General features: G+C 72.3%; 8 protein-coding genes. 3 read left to right on the top strand and 5 right to left on the bottom strand.

What is annotated here, in order from left to right:
- The first annotated feature begins 16 nt into the window (after window positions 1-16).
- Together glgP and ACZ4VI_RS20740 are read left to right on the top strand one after the other, a co-directional pair.
- A complete protein-coding gene (gene glgP, locus ACZ4VI_RS20745) occupies window positions 17-2602 on the top strand; it encodes an alpha-glucan family phosphorylase (protein WP_468001071.1) in 2586 nt (861 codons plus the stop codon).
- 115 nt (window positions 2603-2717) lie between these two features.
- The gene (locus ACZ4VI_RS20740; RefSeq protein ID WP_468001069.1) at window positions 2718-3923 is read left to right on the top strand and encodes an alginate lyase family protein; all 1206 of its coding nucleotides are present in this window, start codon (window positions 2718-2720) and stop codon (window positions 3921-3923) included.
- A gap of 83 nt (window positions 3924-4006) precedes the next feature.
- On the opposite strand, the gene ACZ4VI_RS20735 is transcribed toward ACZ4VI_RS20740, so the two are convergent.
- Both ACZ4VI_RS20735 and ACZ4VI_RS20730 read right to left on the bottom strand, forming a co-directional pair.
- Complete coding sequence (locus ACZ4VI_RS20735; protein ID WP_468001067.1) at window positions 4007-6043, bottom strand: M4 family metallopeptidase; 2037 nt, start codon at window positions 6041-6043, stop codon at window positions 4007-4009.
- 183 nt (window positions 6044-6226) lie between these two features.
- Entirely contained in the window at window positions 6227-6694 is a 468-nt protein-coding gene (locus ACZ4VI_RS20730; protein WP_468001065.1) for a TetR/AcrR family transcriptional regulator C-terminal domain-containing protein, read from the bottom strand.
- Between ACZ4VI_RS20730 and ACZ4VI_RS20725 the strand changes: the two genes are divergently transcribed.
- Entirely contained in the window at window positions 6631-7872 is a 1242-nt protein-coding gene (locus tag ACZ4VI_RS20725; RefSeq protein WP_468001063.1) for an MFS transporter, read from the top strand. The genes ACZ4VI_RS20730 and ACZ4VI_RS20725 overlap by 64 nt on opposite strands.
- 75 nt (window positions 7873-7947) lie before the next feature.
- Here the strand turns inward: ACZ4VI_RS20725 and ACZ4VI_RS20720 are convergent, their stop codons facing one another.
- The 3 genes from ACZ4VI_RS20720 to glgX all read right to left on the bottom strand — a co-directional run bounded on the left by ACZ4VI_RS20720 (window position 7948) and on the right by glgX (window position 13904).
- Window positions 7948-9780, bottom strand: coding sequence for an ABC transporter ATP-binding protein (locus ACZ4VI_RS20720; RefSeq protein WP_468001061.1), 1833 nt, complete (start codon window positions 9778-9780; stop codon window positions 7948-7950).
- Window positions 9777-11555 carry an ABC transporter ATP-binding protein gene (locus ACZ4VI_RS20715; protein WP_468001059.1) on the bottom strand — a complete coding sequence of 593 codons (1779 nt, stop codon included), beginning with the start codon at window positions 11553-11555 and terminating at the stop codon, window positions 9777-9779. Before ACZ4VI_RS20715 ends, ACZ4VI_RS20720 begins: the two co-directional genes overlap by 4 nt.
- A gap of 87 nt (window positions 11556-11642) precedes the next feature.
- Window positions 11643-13904 (bottom strand): glycogen debranching protein GlgX, encoded by a 2262-nt coding sequence (gene glgX, locus ACZ4VI_RS20710; protein ID WP_468001057.1) that lies wholly within the window; start codon window positions 13902-13904, stop codon window positions 11643-11645.
- Window positions 13905-14043: the final 139 nt, after the last annotated feature.

Below are 14043 nucleotides of genomic sequence, written 5' to 3'. Positions count from 1 at the left end.
TGCGAAGGTGGAACGCGTGAAGGCAATCCGTCGATTCACCGTGCGTCCCGTCCTCCCCGACACCCTTCGACCCCTCACCGACCTGGCGCGGAACCTGCGCTGGTCCTGGCACGAGCCGACCCGTGAGCTCTTCGGTTCCGTCGACCCCGACCACGCGGGCCGGCCGGGGGCCCGCCGCACCGACGACCTCGATCCGGTCCGGCTGCTCGGCTCCGTCTCCGCCGCCCGTCTCACCGCCCTCGCCGCCGACGAGGACTTCCTGGCCCGGCTGCGCGCCGCGGCCGAGGACCTCGACCACTATCTGCACGCCCCCCGCTGGTACCAGGAGCAGCGCGAGCAGAACGGGCACCTGCCCGCCTGCATCGCCTACTTCTCGCCCGAGTTCGGGGTCGCCGCGGCCCTGCCCCAGTACTCCGGAGGTCTCGGGATCCTGGCCGGCGACCATCTGAAGTCCGCCAGCGACCTCGGCGTCCCGCTCGTCGGAGTCGGTCTGCTCTACCGGCACGGCTACTTCCGCCAGTCGCTCTCCCGTGAGGGCTGGCAGCAGGAGCACTACCCCGTCCTCGACCCCGGCGAGCTGCCCGTCACCCTCCTCCGGGAGAGCGACGGCGCCCCCGCCCGGGTCACCCTCGCCCTGCCCGGCGGCCGCCGGCTGCACGCCCACATCTGGACCGCGCAGGTCGGCCGCGTACCGCTGCTGATGCTCGACTCCGACGTCGAGGGGAACGCGCCCGCCGAACGCGAGGTCACCGACCGGCTGTACGGCGGCGGCAGCGAGCACCGACTGCTCCAGGAGATGCTCCTGGGCATCGGCGGCGTCCGCGCCGTCCGCACCTTCTGCCGGCTCACCGGCACCCCCGCGCCCGAGGTCTTCCACACCAACGAGGGCCACGCCGGTTTCCTCGGTCTCGAACGCATCCGCGAACTGGGCGAACACGGCCTCGACTTCGACGCCGCCCTGGAGACCGTCCGCGCCGGGACGGTCTTCACCACCCACACGCCCGTACCCGCCGGCATCGACCGCTTCGAGCGGAGCCTCGTCGCCCGCCACCTCGGCGAGGACGGCGAGCTCCCCGGCGTCGACGTCGGCCGGATCCTCGCCCTCGGCGACGAGACCCCGCTCGGCGGCGAGCCCGGGCTCTTCAACATGGCCGCCATGGGCCTGCGCCTCGCCCAGCGGGCCAACGGCGTCTCCACCCTCCACGGCTCCGTCAGCCGCGCGATGTTCGCCGGTCTGTGGCCGGGCTTCGACGCGGACGAGGTGCCCATCGCCTCGATCACCAACGGCGTGCACGCGCCGACCTGGACCGCTCCCGAGGTCGGCCGCCGCGCCGAGGAGGCCGACGACCGGGAGCTGTGGGAGCTGCGCCGCACCCTGCGCGAACAGCTCGTGACCGAGGTACGGGAACGGCTGCGGCACTCCTGGCGGCAGCGGGGCGCCGGAGCCGCCGAACTCGGCTGGACGGACACGGTCCTGGACCCGGACGTGCTCACCATCGGGTTCGCCCGCCGGGTCCCCTCGTACAAACGGCTCACGCTGATGCTGCGCGATCCCGACCGGCTGCGGGCGCTGCTGCTGCACCCCGAACGACCCGTGCAGCTCGTCGTGGCGGGCAAGGCGCACCCGGCCGACCACGGCGGGAAGCGCCTGGTGCAGGAGCTGGTGCGGTTCGCCGACGACCCGCGGGTGCGGCACCGGATCGTCTTCCTGCCCGACTACGGCATGGCCATGGCGCGCAAGCTCTACCCTGGCTGCGACGTCTGGCTGAACAACCCGCTGCGCCCGCTGGAGGCCTGCGGCACGAGCGGGATGAAGGCCGCGCTGAACGGCTGCCTCAACCTCTCCGTCCTGGACGGCTGGTGGGACGAGTGGTGCGAGCCCGACTTCGGCTGGGCCATCCCCACGGCCGACGGGGCGGCGGCGACGGACGAGGAGCGCCGCGACGACCTGGAGGCGGCCGCGCTCTACGAGCTGATCGAGCGCCGGGTCGCGCCCCGCTTCTACGACCGCGGCGCGGACGGCGTCCCGGTCCGCTGGACGGAGATGGTCCGCAGGACGCTTCGGGACCTCGGTCCGAAGGTGCTCGCCGACCGCATGGTGCGCGAGTACGCCGAGCGGCTGTACGTCCCGGCGGCCCAGGCCCACCGCGCACTGATCCCGGCGGCCGCGCGGGACCTGGCGGAGTGGAAGTCCCGGGTGCGGGGCGCCTGGCCGAAGGTCGCCATCGACCACGTCGAGGTCGGCGAGCTCGGCGAGGACCTGGCCGACGCGGAGCTCGGCGCGACGACGGCGGTACGGGTCCGGGTGGCGCTCGGCGAACTCGGTCCTGAGGACGTGGAGGTGCAGGCGGTGGCCGGCCGGGTCACCCCCGACGACGCGCTCGTGGACACGCGGGTGTGCGTGCTGAAGCCCGCGGGCCGCCCCGACCTGGAGGGCAGGCTGCCCTACGAGGGCTCCCTCGTCCTGGACCGTACGGGCTCCTTCGGCTGCACGGTCCGGGTGCTGCCCAGCCACCGGCTCCTCGCCTCGGCGGCGGAGCTCGGCCTGGTGACCCTGCCGGCGGAGGCGACGGGGGAGGGGGCGGGGGTGCTCCTGAGGTGAGCTGGTCTGGACCAGGGTCTTGACGTGTCCATGGGGCGCGCTTAAGTTCCACGCTCGACGCGGAGTTCAATCCTCCGCCCGGCGTTCACATCCAGGAACGAAAGGCACCCCCCACATGCGCCTCAAAGCCTTGGTCCTCGCCCTCACGGCGGCCGTCGCCGTCTCCGTCCCGGTCTCGACGGCCGCCGCCCCCGTTCCAGAACAGACGGCACCCCTTCAGGTGGCGGCCCCCGCGACCTTCACCCACCCCGGCGTCGTCGTGTCCCGGCCCCAGCTCGACTTCGTACGGTCGAAGGTGCAGGCGGGCGCGCAGCCGTGGAAGGCCGCGTACGACCAGATGATGGCGAGCCCCTACGCCTCCCTGACCCGCGTGCCCAAGCCGCGCGCGATCGTCGAGTGCGGCTCGTCCTCCAACCCCAACTACGGCTGCACGGACGAGCGGCAGGACGCGGTCGCCGCGTACACACAGGCGCTGGCCTGGTACCTCACCCGGGACACCCGCCACGCCCAGAAGGCTATCGAGATCATGGACGCCTGGTCGGCCGTGATCCAGGACCACACCAACTCCAACGCCCCGCTCCAGACCGGCTGGGCGGGCTCCTCCTGGCCCCGGGCCGCCGAGCTCATCAAGCACACCTACACCGGGGGATGGCCCAACTCCGGCCGCTTCGCCACGATGCTGCGGAACGTCTACCTGCCCGAGGTCATCAACGGCGCGGCCACCAAGAACGGCAACTGGGAACTCATCATGACCGAGGCCGCGATCGGCATAGCCGTCCACCTGGAGGACCGCGCGGCCTACGACAAGGCCGTCACGACGTACCTCGGCCGCGTCCCCGCGTACATCTATCTGACCACCGACGGCTCCACGCCCAAGCCGCCGCCGAACAGCAGCATCGACACGCGCGACGAGATCGTGAAGTACTGGCAGGGCCAGTCGACCTTCGCCGACGGCCTCTCCCAGGAGACCTGCCGCGACTTCGGCCACACCGGCTGGGGCCTCGCCGCAGCCGTCCACACCGCCGAGACCAGCCGCATCCAGGGCGCGGACCTCTACCCGCAGGTCTCCGAGCGGCTGCGGCACGCGCTGGGCTTCCACACGAAGTACGAGAACGGCACGGCGGTCCCGTCCTGGCTGTGCGGGGGCGTGGTGAAGCCGGGCCTGGGCCGGGTCACCGAGGTCGGCTACAACGCCCTGCACCACCGCCTGGGCATCTCCATGACCAACACCGGGATCTACACCGAGGGTCACCGCCCCTCCGGCACGGACAACTACTTCGTCTCCTGGGAGACCCTGACCCACGCGCAGAACCCGAACTGACCACGGACACCTGGACGCCCGGACACCCGGACGCCCGGAGGGAGCGAGTCCCTCCGGGCGTCCGGTCGTACGTGAGGTCGTGCTTACGGGAACGTCAGCTTGAAGCTGTTGATGTACCCGGTGTCGTACGCGGCCTTGTCCTGGACCCGCAGCTTCCACGCGCCGTTGGCGACCTCGGTGGAGGCGTTGACCGTGTACGTGGCCTGGACGTTGTCCGCCGAGTCGGAGGACGAGAACGGCTTCAGGTTGTAGACCGAGCCGTCCGGCGCGACCAGGTCGACGACCAGGTCACCGCGCCAGGTGTGGATGATGTCCACGTCCACCTTGAGGGTGGACGGCGCGTTGCCGGTGATGCCCGTGACGTTGACCGTGGAGGTCACCGCAACGCCGTTGTCCGGGATGGACACGTCGGCGGTGTTCTCGAAGACCTTGCCGGTGGGCGGCTCGGTGCCGCCGGGACGTGAGCCGACGTTGACGCCGGCCCAGGCGTGCTGGACGGCCAGGACCTCGGGGCTGCCGGCGCCGTACAGCTCGGTGGCGACCGCGACCGTACCGGTGCGGGCACCGGCGTAGTTGGTGTTGGAGCTGAACTTGGTGGTGAGCGCCTTGAACCAGATCAGCGAGGCCTTGTCGCGGCCGATGCCGGTGACGGGCAGGCCGTCCGAGGTCGGCGAGTCGTACGTGACGCCGTTGACGGTCTTGACGCCGCTGCCCTCGGAGAGCAGGTAGTACCAGTGGTTCGCCGGGCCCGAGGAGTAGTGGACGTCGATCGAGCCGATGCCCGAGTACCACGCGTCCTTGGAGTTGCCGTCCTTGCTCGGCTTGTCCATGTAGCGCAGCGGGGTGCCGTTGCCGCGGATGTCGATCTTCTCGCCGACGAGGTAGTCGCCCACGTCCTGCGGGTTGTTGGCGTAGAACTCGACGGCCGCCGCGAAGATGTCGGAGGTGGCCTCGTTCAGACCGCCCGACTCGCCGCTGTAGACCAGGCCCGCGGTGTTGGAGGTGAGGCCGTGCGTCATCTCGTGCGCGGCCACGTCGATCGAGGTGAGCGGCTTGGTGTTGTTCGCACCGTCGCCGTACGTCATGCAGAAGCAGGAGTCGGACCAGAAGGCGTTGACGTACGCGTTGCCGTAGTGGACCCGGGAGTACGGCGCGACACCGTCGCCGCGGATGCCGTTACGGCCGTGCACGTTCTTGTAGTAGTCCCAGGTGAGCGCGGCGCCGTAGTGCGCGTCGGCGCCCGCGGTCTCCAGGTTCTGCGGGGTGCCGTCGCCCCAGACGTCGTCGGCGCCCGAGAAGAGCGTCCCGGTGCCGGACGTACCGCGGTTGAGGTTGTACGTCTTGTGGTTGCCGCGGCCGGCGTCGGTCAGCGTGAACGGGCCGGTGCCGCTGGTGCCGAGGGTGACCTGGCCGGCGTACTGCGTGTTGCCGGTGCCGGTCTCGACGGCCTGCCACTCGTACAGCTTCTCGCCGGTCTTCGCGTCGGTGACGACGTGCAGCTCGTTCGGGGTGCCGTCGTGCTGGATGCCGCCGACGACGGTCTCGTACGCGAGGACGGGCGAACCCTGCGCCATCCAGACGACCTTGCGCGGGGCGCGGTCGGCCTTGGTCTTCTCGGCGCCCTCCGCCGCGGCCGCGCCCAGCGCCTGCCGCTCGGCGGCGGCCGGGGCGACACCGGCGGTGGTGTCGACGTTCCGCAGCTCCGCACGGGAGGCCTTGGTGACCGACTCCGTCTTCCCGGCCTTGGACTCGGCGACGATCAGGTCACCGCCGAGGACGGGGAGTCCGGCGTAGGTGCGCTCGTAGCGCGTGTGGGTCGTGCCGTCGCGGTCCTGGACCACGTCACGGACGACGAGCTTCTCCTGCGCGCCGAGGCCGAGGGCCTTGGCGGTCGCCGCCTTGTCGGCGTCGGCCGCGCGTATCAGCGCGGTGCGCTGGGCGGGGGAGAGGTCGGCGGGGAGCTTGCCGGGGTTGGCGGCGATGCCGGCCTGGGCCGTCGGGGCGCCCATGGGGCCTCGGTCGGCGCTGGCGACTCCGGACTGGACACCGACCGCGAGCATCGCGGCGGCAGCGATCAGAGCGCCGGTCGCGGTGGCGCGACGGCTGGGCGTGGATCTCACGCAGACTCCTTTTGCGAGGGGGGTACCGGACGACTGGGTGGGCCTTCCGGGCAGAGCAAACAGAGCTGTGGAGCGCGAACTCTCATGCGAGTAGGGGAGAGAGTGGCAGCACTGACCGGTATCTGTCAGGAGCGCGTCAATAAGTTGGCCGGAAATCGTCCGGTGCCCGAAAGGTCGTGTCCGTTAACCGGACGTTTCGTCGATCATGACCGCGACGCCGTCCAGCGTTCTCCGGAGCCCGAACTCGAAGAGCGTCTCCAGGTCGAGCTCGAACTCCTCGCCCTCGCTCAGGCTGCTGAGCAGCGGATACGCGCCCCCACTCGAGATCGCGTCATAGCGGGGCTCGTTCCGTTCCATCCACTCGCCGTCCGAGATCCCCGAGTCCTGCCGGGCCTGCTCCTCCAAGTCGTCGGCCATGGCCACTCCTTGGACATAGGCGAAGATCACGAGATGGGTGTGGATCTTCTCGAACGGCGTCAGGGGCGTGCCCCGCAGCGCCCCGAGCACCCACTCCGTGTAAGCCATCGCGTTCGGCGAGGCGACCGGCCGGGTGAACGAGGCCATCGCCTGCGCCATCCAGCGGTGCCGTGCGTGGACCGCGCGCAGCCAGCGGGCCGCATGCTCCATCCCCGCACGCCAGTCGGCGGGCACGGGCCCCAACGGGCGCGCTGATCGCCGCCCGCGCGCTGCTCGGCGTCGCGGGCGCGTGCCTGATGCCGTCCACGCTGGCCCTGATCCGTACGCTCTTCCGCGACGAGGCCCAACGCGCCAAGGTCGTCACCGCGTGGACCGCCGTCATGGCAGGCGGGATCTCGCTCGGCCCGGTCGTCAGCGGCGCGCTCGTCGAACACTTCTGGTGGGGCTCGGTGTTCCTCGTCAACCTGCCCGCGATGGCCCTGCTCCTGATCCTCGGTCCGGTCCTCCTGCCGGAGTCCAAGGGGACGGTCGCCCGCGGCCGGTTCGACCGGACCAGCGCCCTGCTCTCCCTGGCCGCGCTGCTCCCGCTGATCCACGGCATCAAGGAACTCGCCAAGGACGGCCGGCAGCCGCTGCCGCTGCTCATGGTGACGGCGGGCCTGCTCCTCGCCCTGCTCTTCCTGCGCCGTCAGACCCGGCTCCCGGAGCCGATGGTCGACCTCGCGCTGCTCCGCCGGCGGGCGTACGGCGGCTCGGTCCTGGTCAACCTGCTCGCCATGCTCGCGACCGTCGGCTTCGCCGTCTTCCTCACCCAGTACCTCCAGTCCGTCCTCGGCCAGAGCCCGTTCGAGGCGGCGCTGTGGAGCCTCGTCCCGTCGGCGGGCGTCATGGTCGCCGCCCCCGTCGGCGCGGCGCTCGCCCGTCGGATCGACCGGGCGTACGTGATGGCGGGCGGGTTCCTGGTCTCCGCGGGCGGTTTCGCGTCCCTGACCCTCGTCGGCCCCGCCACCCCGCTCTGGGCGCTCCTCGCCGGCGCCACCGTCTATGCCTCGGGGCTCGTCTCCGCCATGACCCTGGCCAACGAGAGCGCCCTGGGCGCGGCCCCGCCCGAGCGCGCGGGCGCGGCGGCGGCGGTCCTCGAATCGGGCAGCGAACTCGGTGGCGCGCTCGGCATGGCGGTCCTCGGCTCGATCGGCGCGGCCGTCTACACCGCCGCGATGCCGCCGTCGGCCCCGGCGGCGGCCCGCGAGACGTTGGGCGGCGCGATGGGGTTCCCGGGCCCGGTCCTGGACGCGGCGCGCGCCGCCTTCACGGATGCGCTGAACGGGGCGGCGTTCGGGGCGGCGGCGGTCATGACGCCGGCGGCGCTCCTGTCGTACGCCCTCCTCCGTGCCCGGGCGCAGCGCACCTGACGAGGCGCCGCCCCCGTGGGTTGTGCCCACCCGTCCTTGGGGACCCCCACAGCGGGACGATTGCCCACAACGGTCTCAACCCACCAGGCTGTCCCGCCACGCGCGGTGGAGGCTCGCGAAGCGGCCCTCGCCGCCCACGAGCGACGCGGGCGGCCCGTCCTCCACGATCCGGCCGTGCTCCATCACAAGAACCCGGTCCGCGATCTCCACCGTCGAGAGCCGGTGGGCGATCACCACCGCCGTCCGCCCGGCGAGCACCGTGTCCATCGCCCGCTGCACCGCCCGTTCCCCCGGTACGTCCAGCGAGCTGGTCGCCTCGTCCAGGATCAGCACCGCCGGGTCCGCGAGCAGGGCGCGGGCGAAGGCCACCAACTGCCGCTGGCCCGCCGAGATCCGGCCGCCCCGCTTCCGTACGTCCGTGTCGTACCCGTCCGGCAGCGCCGCGATGAAGTCGTGCGCGCCGATCGCCTTCGCCGCGTGCTCGATCTCCTCCCGGGTCGCGTCCGGCCGCCCGATCGCGATGTTCTCGGCGACCGTCCCGGAGAAGAGGAACGCCTCCTGCGTCACCATCACCACGCCCCGCCGCAGTTCCGGCGTCGCCAGCTCGCGGACGTCGACGCCGTCGAGCAGTACCCGGCCCTCGGTCGGGTCGTAGAACCGGGCGAGCAGCTTGGCCAGCGTCGACTTGCCCGCGCCCGTGGAGCCGACCACGGCGACCGTCTGCCCCGCCGGGATCGTCAGATCGAAGCGGGGCAGCACCTCGCCACCCGTCCGGTACGCGAACCGCACGCCGTCGAAGACGACCTCCCGGCCGGGCTGCCCGCCCCCGCGCACCGGCAACTCCCTCGGCGCGACGGCCTCCGGAACCCCGGACTCCTGCGCCAACAGGCCCGCGATCTTGCCGAGCGACGCGGCCGCGGACTGGTACGAGTTGAGGAACATGCCGAGCCGGTCGATCGGGTCGTAGAGCCGCCGCATGTACAGCACCGCCGCCGCGAGGACGCCCAGCGCCAGCGTCCCGCCGGCCACCCGGTACGCGCCCCACAGACACATACCGGCCACGGCCGTGTTCGCGACCAGCCGGGAGCCGACGACATAGCGGGCCATCTCCAGGAGCGCGTCGCCGTTGGACCGCTCGTGGCGCCGGTTGAGCGCGGCGAACTCGGCGTCGTTGGCCCGCTCCCGGCGGAACGCCCGCACCGGCCGGATCCCGTTCATCGTCTCCGCGAACTTCACGATCACGCCCGCGATGGCGGTGGACCGCTCGGCGAAGACCACGGCCGCGCGCCGCTGGTAGAGCCGTACCAGCAGATACAGCGGTACGAAGGAGGCGACGGCGACGGCGCCGATGCTCAGGTCGAGCCAGAGCAGCATCGCCGAGATGTAGACGAACGCGAGGACGACGCCGATCAGCTCCTGGAGCCCTTCGGAGAGCAGTTCCCGCAGGGACTCCACGTCGGTGGTGGACCGGGATATGAGGCGGCCGGAGGTGTACCGCTCGTGGAAGTCGATGCTGAGCGCCTGGGCGTGGCGGAAGATCCGCCCGCGCAGATCGAGCAGCACGTCCTGGTTGACGCGGGCGGCGCCGCGCACGAAGGCGTACTGGAGGAGTCCGCCGGCCGCGGAGCAGAGCAGGTACCCGACGGCGACGGCCACGACGGGCCCGTAGTCCCCGTCCCGGAAGGCCGGTACGCCACGGTCGATGGCGTACGCGACGAGCAGCGGACCGGCCTGCACGGCGCCCTGCTGGAGCACCAGGACGAGCGCGGCGACGGACACGCGCGCGCGGTGCGGGGCGAGCAGCGACCGCAGCAGGGCGCCGGTGGCCCCGGGAGCGGTGGGCAGATCGTCCCGGTCGAAGGGATCCGTCGTCGTTCCCGTCTTCGTTCCCGTCGTCGTTCCCGTCATCGTTCCTCGGCCCCCTCGCCCGACATCAGCCAGGCGTACTCGGCCTTCTCGCGCAGCAGTTCGTGGTGGGTGCCCACGGCCGCGATGCGGCCCTCCGACAGGAGCGCCACCCGGTCCGCGAGCAGCACGGTCGAGGGGCGGTGGGCCACCACCAGGGCGGTCGTGTCGCGCAGGACCTCGCGGAGTGCCGCCTCGACGAGGGCCTCGGTGTGGACGTCGAGCGCGGACAGCGGGTCGTCCAGGACCAGGAAGCGGGGGCGGCCGACGACCGCGCGGGCCAGGGCGAGGCGCTGGCGCTGACCGCCGGAGAGGCTCAGGCCCTGCTCGCCGACCTGCGTGGCCGCGCCCTCGGGCAGCGCGGCCACGAAGCCGTCGGCCTGGGCCACGCCGAGCGCGCGCGACAGCTCGGGTTCGCCGGCACCCTCCGTACCGCCCATGAGGACGTTCTCGCCGACGCTCGCCGAGAAGAGCGTGGGCTCCTCGAAGGCCACCGACACGAGCGCGCGCAGCCGTTCGCGCTCCATGAGCGTGATGTCCTCGCCGTCCAGCAGGATTCGCCCGCCGGTCGCCTCGTGCAGCCGCGGTACGAGGGCGGTGAGCGTCGTCTTGCCGGAACCGGTCCCGCCGACCAGGGCGAGGGTCTCGCCGGGCCGGATGTGCAGGTCGACGCGGTCGAGCACGGGAGGGGCGTCGGGCGAGGCGTCCGGGTACCGGAACGAGACATTCTCGAACCGCACCCCGTCCGGCCCGCCGCCTTCGGCCGCCCCGGACTTCGGGCCGGGTGCCTCCTCCGGCTCGTCCATCACCTCGAAGTACCGTTCCGTCGCCGTCGCCGCCTCCTGGCTCATCGCGAGCAGGAAGCCGATCGACTCCACCGGCCAGCGCAGTGCGAGCGCCGTCGACAGGAACGCGACGAGCGTGCCGGCCGACAGCTCCCCGTCGGCGACCTGGACGGTGCCGAGGACGAGCGCCGCGCCGATCGCCAGCTCGGGAATGACCGTGATGAGCGCCCAGATCCCGGCGAGCAGCCGCGCCTTGACCAGCTCCGTGCCGCGCAGTCGCTCGGCCAGCGCGCGGAAGGCGAGGGCCTGGCTGCGGTGGCGCCCGAAGCCCTTCACGATCCGGATGCCGAGGACGCTCTCCTCGACCACGGTCGTCAGATCGCCGACCTGGTCCTGGGCGCGGCGCGCGACGCCCGAGTACGCCGTCTCGAACCGCGAGCAGAGGATCACCAGAGGGACGACCGGCGTGAGCAGCACGAGCCCGAGCGTCCAGTCCTGGCTGAGCAGCAGGACGTAACCGGCGAGGATGGTCACGCCGTTGACCAGCAGGAAGGTCAGCGGGAAGGCGAGGAACATCCGCAACAGCATCAGATCCGTCGTGCCGCGCGAGAGCAGCTGCCCCGAGGCCCACCGGTCGTGGAAGGCGATCGGCAGCCGCTGCAGCCGCCGGTACAGATCCGCCCGCATCGCCGCCTCGACCCCGGCGAGCGGCCGGGCGACCAGCCACCGCCGGAACCCGAAGAGCACGGCCTCCGCGATCCCGAGCAGCAGCAGATACAGGGCCCCGAGCCACACCCCGCCGGGATCACCCGCCGCGACGGGCCCGTCCACCATCCACTTCAGGACGAGCGGGATGACGAGCGACAGACACGACGCGACGATCGCGACCACGGCGGCCGAGGCCAACCGCCCCCGCACCGGACGCACATAGGGCCACAGGCGCAGCAGGGTTCGTACGACGGACTTCTTGGCGACAGCATCTTCTCCGGGCATCACGAGCGAGCCTACGGTTCACCACTGACAACGCTCACGTGGTTTTCCGGGGCTACGAGGGGCACCCTGGGCCGCAACCGACCGACCTCACCCCCCGACCCGCAGCAGCAACACCGACCGCGCCCCCACCGTGACCACCGCCCCGCCCCGGTGGACCGTCCCCGGGGCCTCCGCCTGGTCCTCCAGGGCCGTGTCCAGGACCAGTTCGTACGACTCCGCCCACGGCGGCCCCGGCAGCCGGTACTCCACCGGGCGGGGCCCCGCGTGCAGGATCGCCAGGAAGCTGTCGTCGGTGACCTGGGCGCCCCGCGCGTCCCGGCCCGGGATGTCACGGCCCGAGAGATAGAGGCCCAGCGTGGCCGCCGGCGCGTACCAGTCGCCCTCCGTCATCTCCGTGCCGTCCGCCGTGAACCACGCCAGGTCCCGCAGCCCGTCCGCGCCCTGCGGGCGGCCCGAGAAGAACGCACGGCGGCGCAGCACCGGGTGGCGGTGGCGCAGCGCGAGCAGTCGCCGCGTCAGGGCGAGCAGCTCCCGCCGGCCGGGGTCCTCGGGCAGCGACCAGTCCAGCCAGCTCGTCTCGTTGTCCTGGCAGTACGCGTTGTTGTTGCCCCCCTGCGTACGCCCCATCTCATCGCCTGCGACCAGCATCGGCACCCCGGTCGACAGGAGCAGGGTGGTGAGCATGTTCCGCAGCTGGCGCAACCGCAGCGCCCCGACCTCCGGATCCTCGGTCTCGCCCTCCGCCCCGCAGTTCCAGGCCCGGTTGTCGTTCGTCCCGTCCCGGTTGCCCTCCCCGTTGGCCTCGTTGTGCTTCCGCTCGTAGGTCACCAGGTCCCGCAGCGTGAAGCCGTCGTGCGCGGTCACGAAGTTCACCGAGGCGTACGGCCGCCGCCCGCCCCACGCGTACAGGTCGCTCGAACCCGAGAGCCGGTAGCCGAGGTCCCGTACGTCGGGCAGCGCGCCGCGCCAGAAGTCCCGTACCGCGTCCCGGTAGCGGTCGTTCCACTCCGTCCACAGCGGCGGGAACGCGCCCACCTGGTAGCCGCCGTTGCCGACGTCCCACGGCTCGGCGATCAGCTTGACCCGCCGCAGCACCGGATCCTGGGCGATGACCGCCAGAAAGGGGGAGAGCATGTCGACGTCGTGGAAGGACCGGGCGAGCGCCGCCGCCAGGTCGAAGCGGAAGCCGTCGACGCCCATCTCCGTCACCCAGTACCGCAGGCTGTCGGTGATCAGCCGCAGCACCTGCGGCTGCACCACGTGCAGGGTGTTGCCGCAGCCGGTGTAGTCGGCGTACCGGCGGGCGTCGGACTGGAGCCGGTAGTAGCCCCGGTTGTCGATGCCCTTCAGCGAAAGCGTCGGCCCGAGCTCGCCCGCCTCGGCCGTGTGGTTGTAGACCACGTCGAGGATGACCTCGATCCCGGCCGCGTGCAGCGCCCGCACCATCCGTTTGAACTCGCCGACCTGCTGCCCGGTCGTCCCCGAGGAGGAGTAGCCGGCGTGCGGGGCGAAGTAGCCGACGGAGTTGTACCCCCAGTAGTTCCGCAGCCCCCGCCGCAGCAGATGGTCCTCGTGCGCGAACTGGTGCACCGGCAGCAGCTCGACCGCCGTCACCCCGAGCCGTACGAGATGCTCCACGGCCGCCGGGTGCGCGAGGCCCGCGTACGTGCCGCGCAGCTCCTCGGGGATGCCCGGGTGGAGCTTGGTGAAGCCCTTCACGTGCAGCTCGTAGATGACCGAGTCCGGCCAGGGGGTCTTCGGCCTGCGGTCGTCCGACCAGTCGTCGTCGTCCAGGACGACGACACCCTTCGGTACGTACGGAGCCGAGTCCCGGTCGTCCCGTACGGTGTCCGCGACATGCTGCTGCGGCCAGTCCCGTACGTGCCCGTACACCTCCGACGGCAGCGCGAAGTCGCCGTCCACCGCCCGCGCGTACGGGTCCAGGAGCAGCTTCGCCGGGTTCCAGCGGGCGCCCGTCCACGGGTCCCAGCGGCCGTGCACCCGGTAGCCGTACCGCTGCCCGGCGCCCACCCCGGGCACGAAGCCGTGCCAGATCTCATGGGTCAGCTCGGTCAGCGGAAGCCGCCGCTCCGTCTCCTTCCCCGTCCCGTCGGCGTCGAACAGGCAGAGCTCGACGGCCTCCGCCCCGCCGGCCCACAGCGCGAAGTTCGTGCCGGCGACCCCGTCGGGACCGACCCGGCAGCGCGCCCCCAACGGCATCGGCGCGCCCGGCCACACCACCGTCCGGGCCCGTTCGGGGGCAGGCGAGAACGCCCCTCCGTCCGGGGCAGGGGAGAACGCCCCTCCGTCCCGTACCGCCTCCGCCTCCTGCTCGGCTGCGCTCGACACCTGTCGGCCTCCCGCGGCTCGTCGGGCCCCGCACGGACCCCGCGGCGTCCCGGCCGCGGCCGAACGTGGCCTCCCACCTGTTCTGCCCGTACGGCCGTCGTCCCAACATGACCCGCACGCACGTTTCCCCTGGAGGGTG

The organism is Streptomyces sp. NPDC029169 (assembly GCF_055563935.1).
The sequence above is the reverse complement of the archived record's forward strand: the minus strand, read 5'-3'. Positions and strand labels throughout refer to the sequence as shown.

Excerpts from the sequence above, each read along its gene's own strand:
- ACZ4VI_RS20740 (WP_468001069.1), top strand. The coding sequence starts at position 2,718 with ATGCGCCTCAAAGCCTTGGTCCTCGCCCTCACGGCGGCCGTCGCCGTC.
- ACZ4VI_RS20720 (WP_468001061.1), bottom strand. The coding sequence starts at position 9,780 with ATGACGGGAACGACGACGGGAACGAAGACGGGAACGACGACGGATCCC.
- ACZ4VI_RS20715 (WP_468001059.1), bottom strand. The coding sequence starts at position 11,555 with ATGCCCGGAGAAGATGCTGTCGCCAAGAAGTCCGTCGTACGAACCCTG.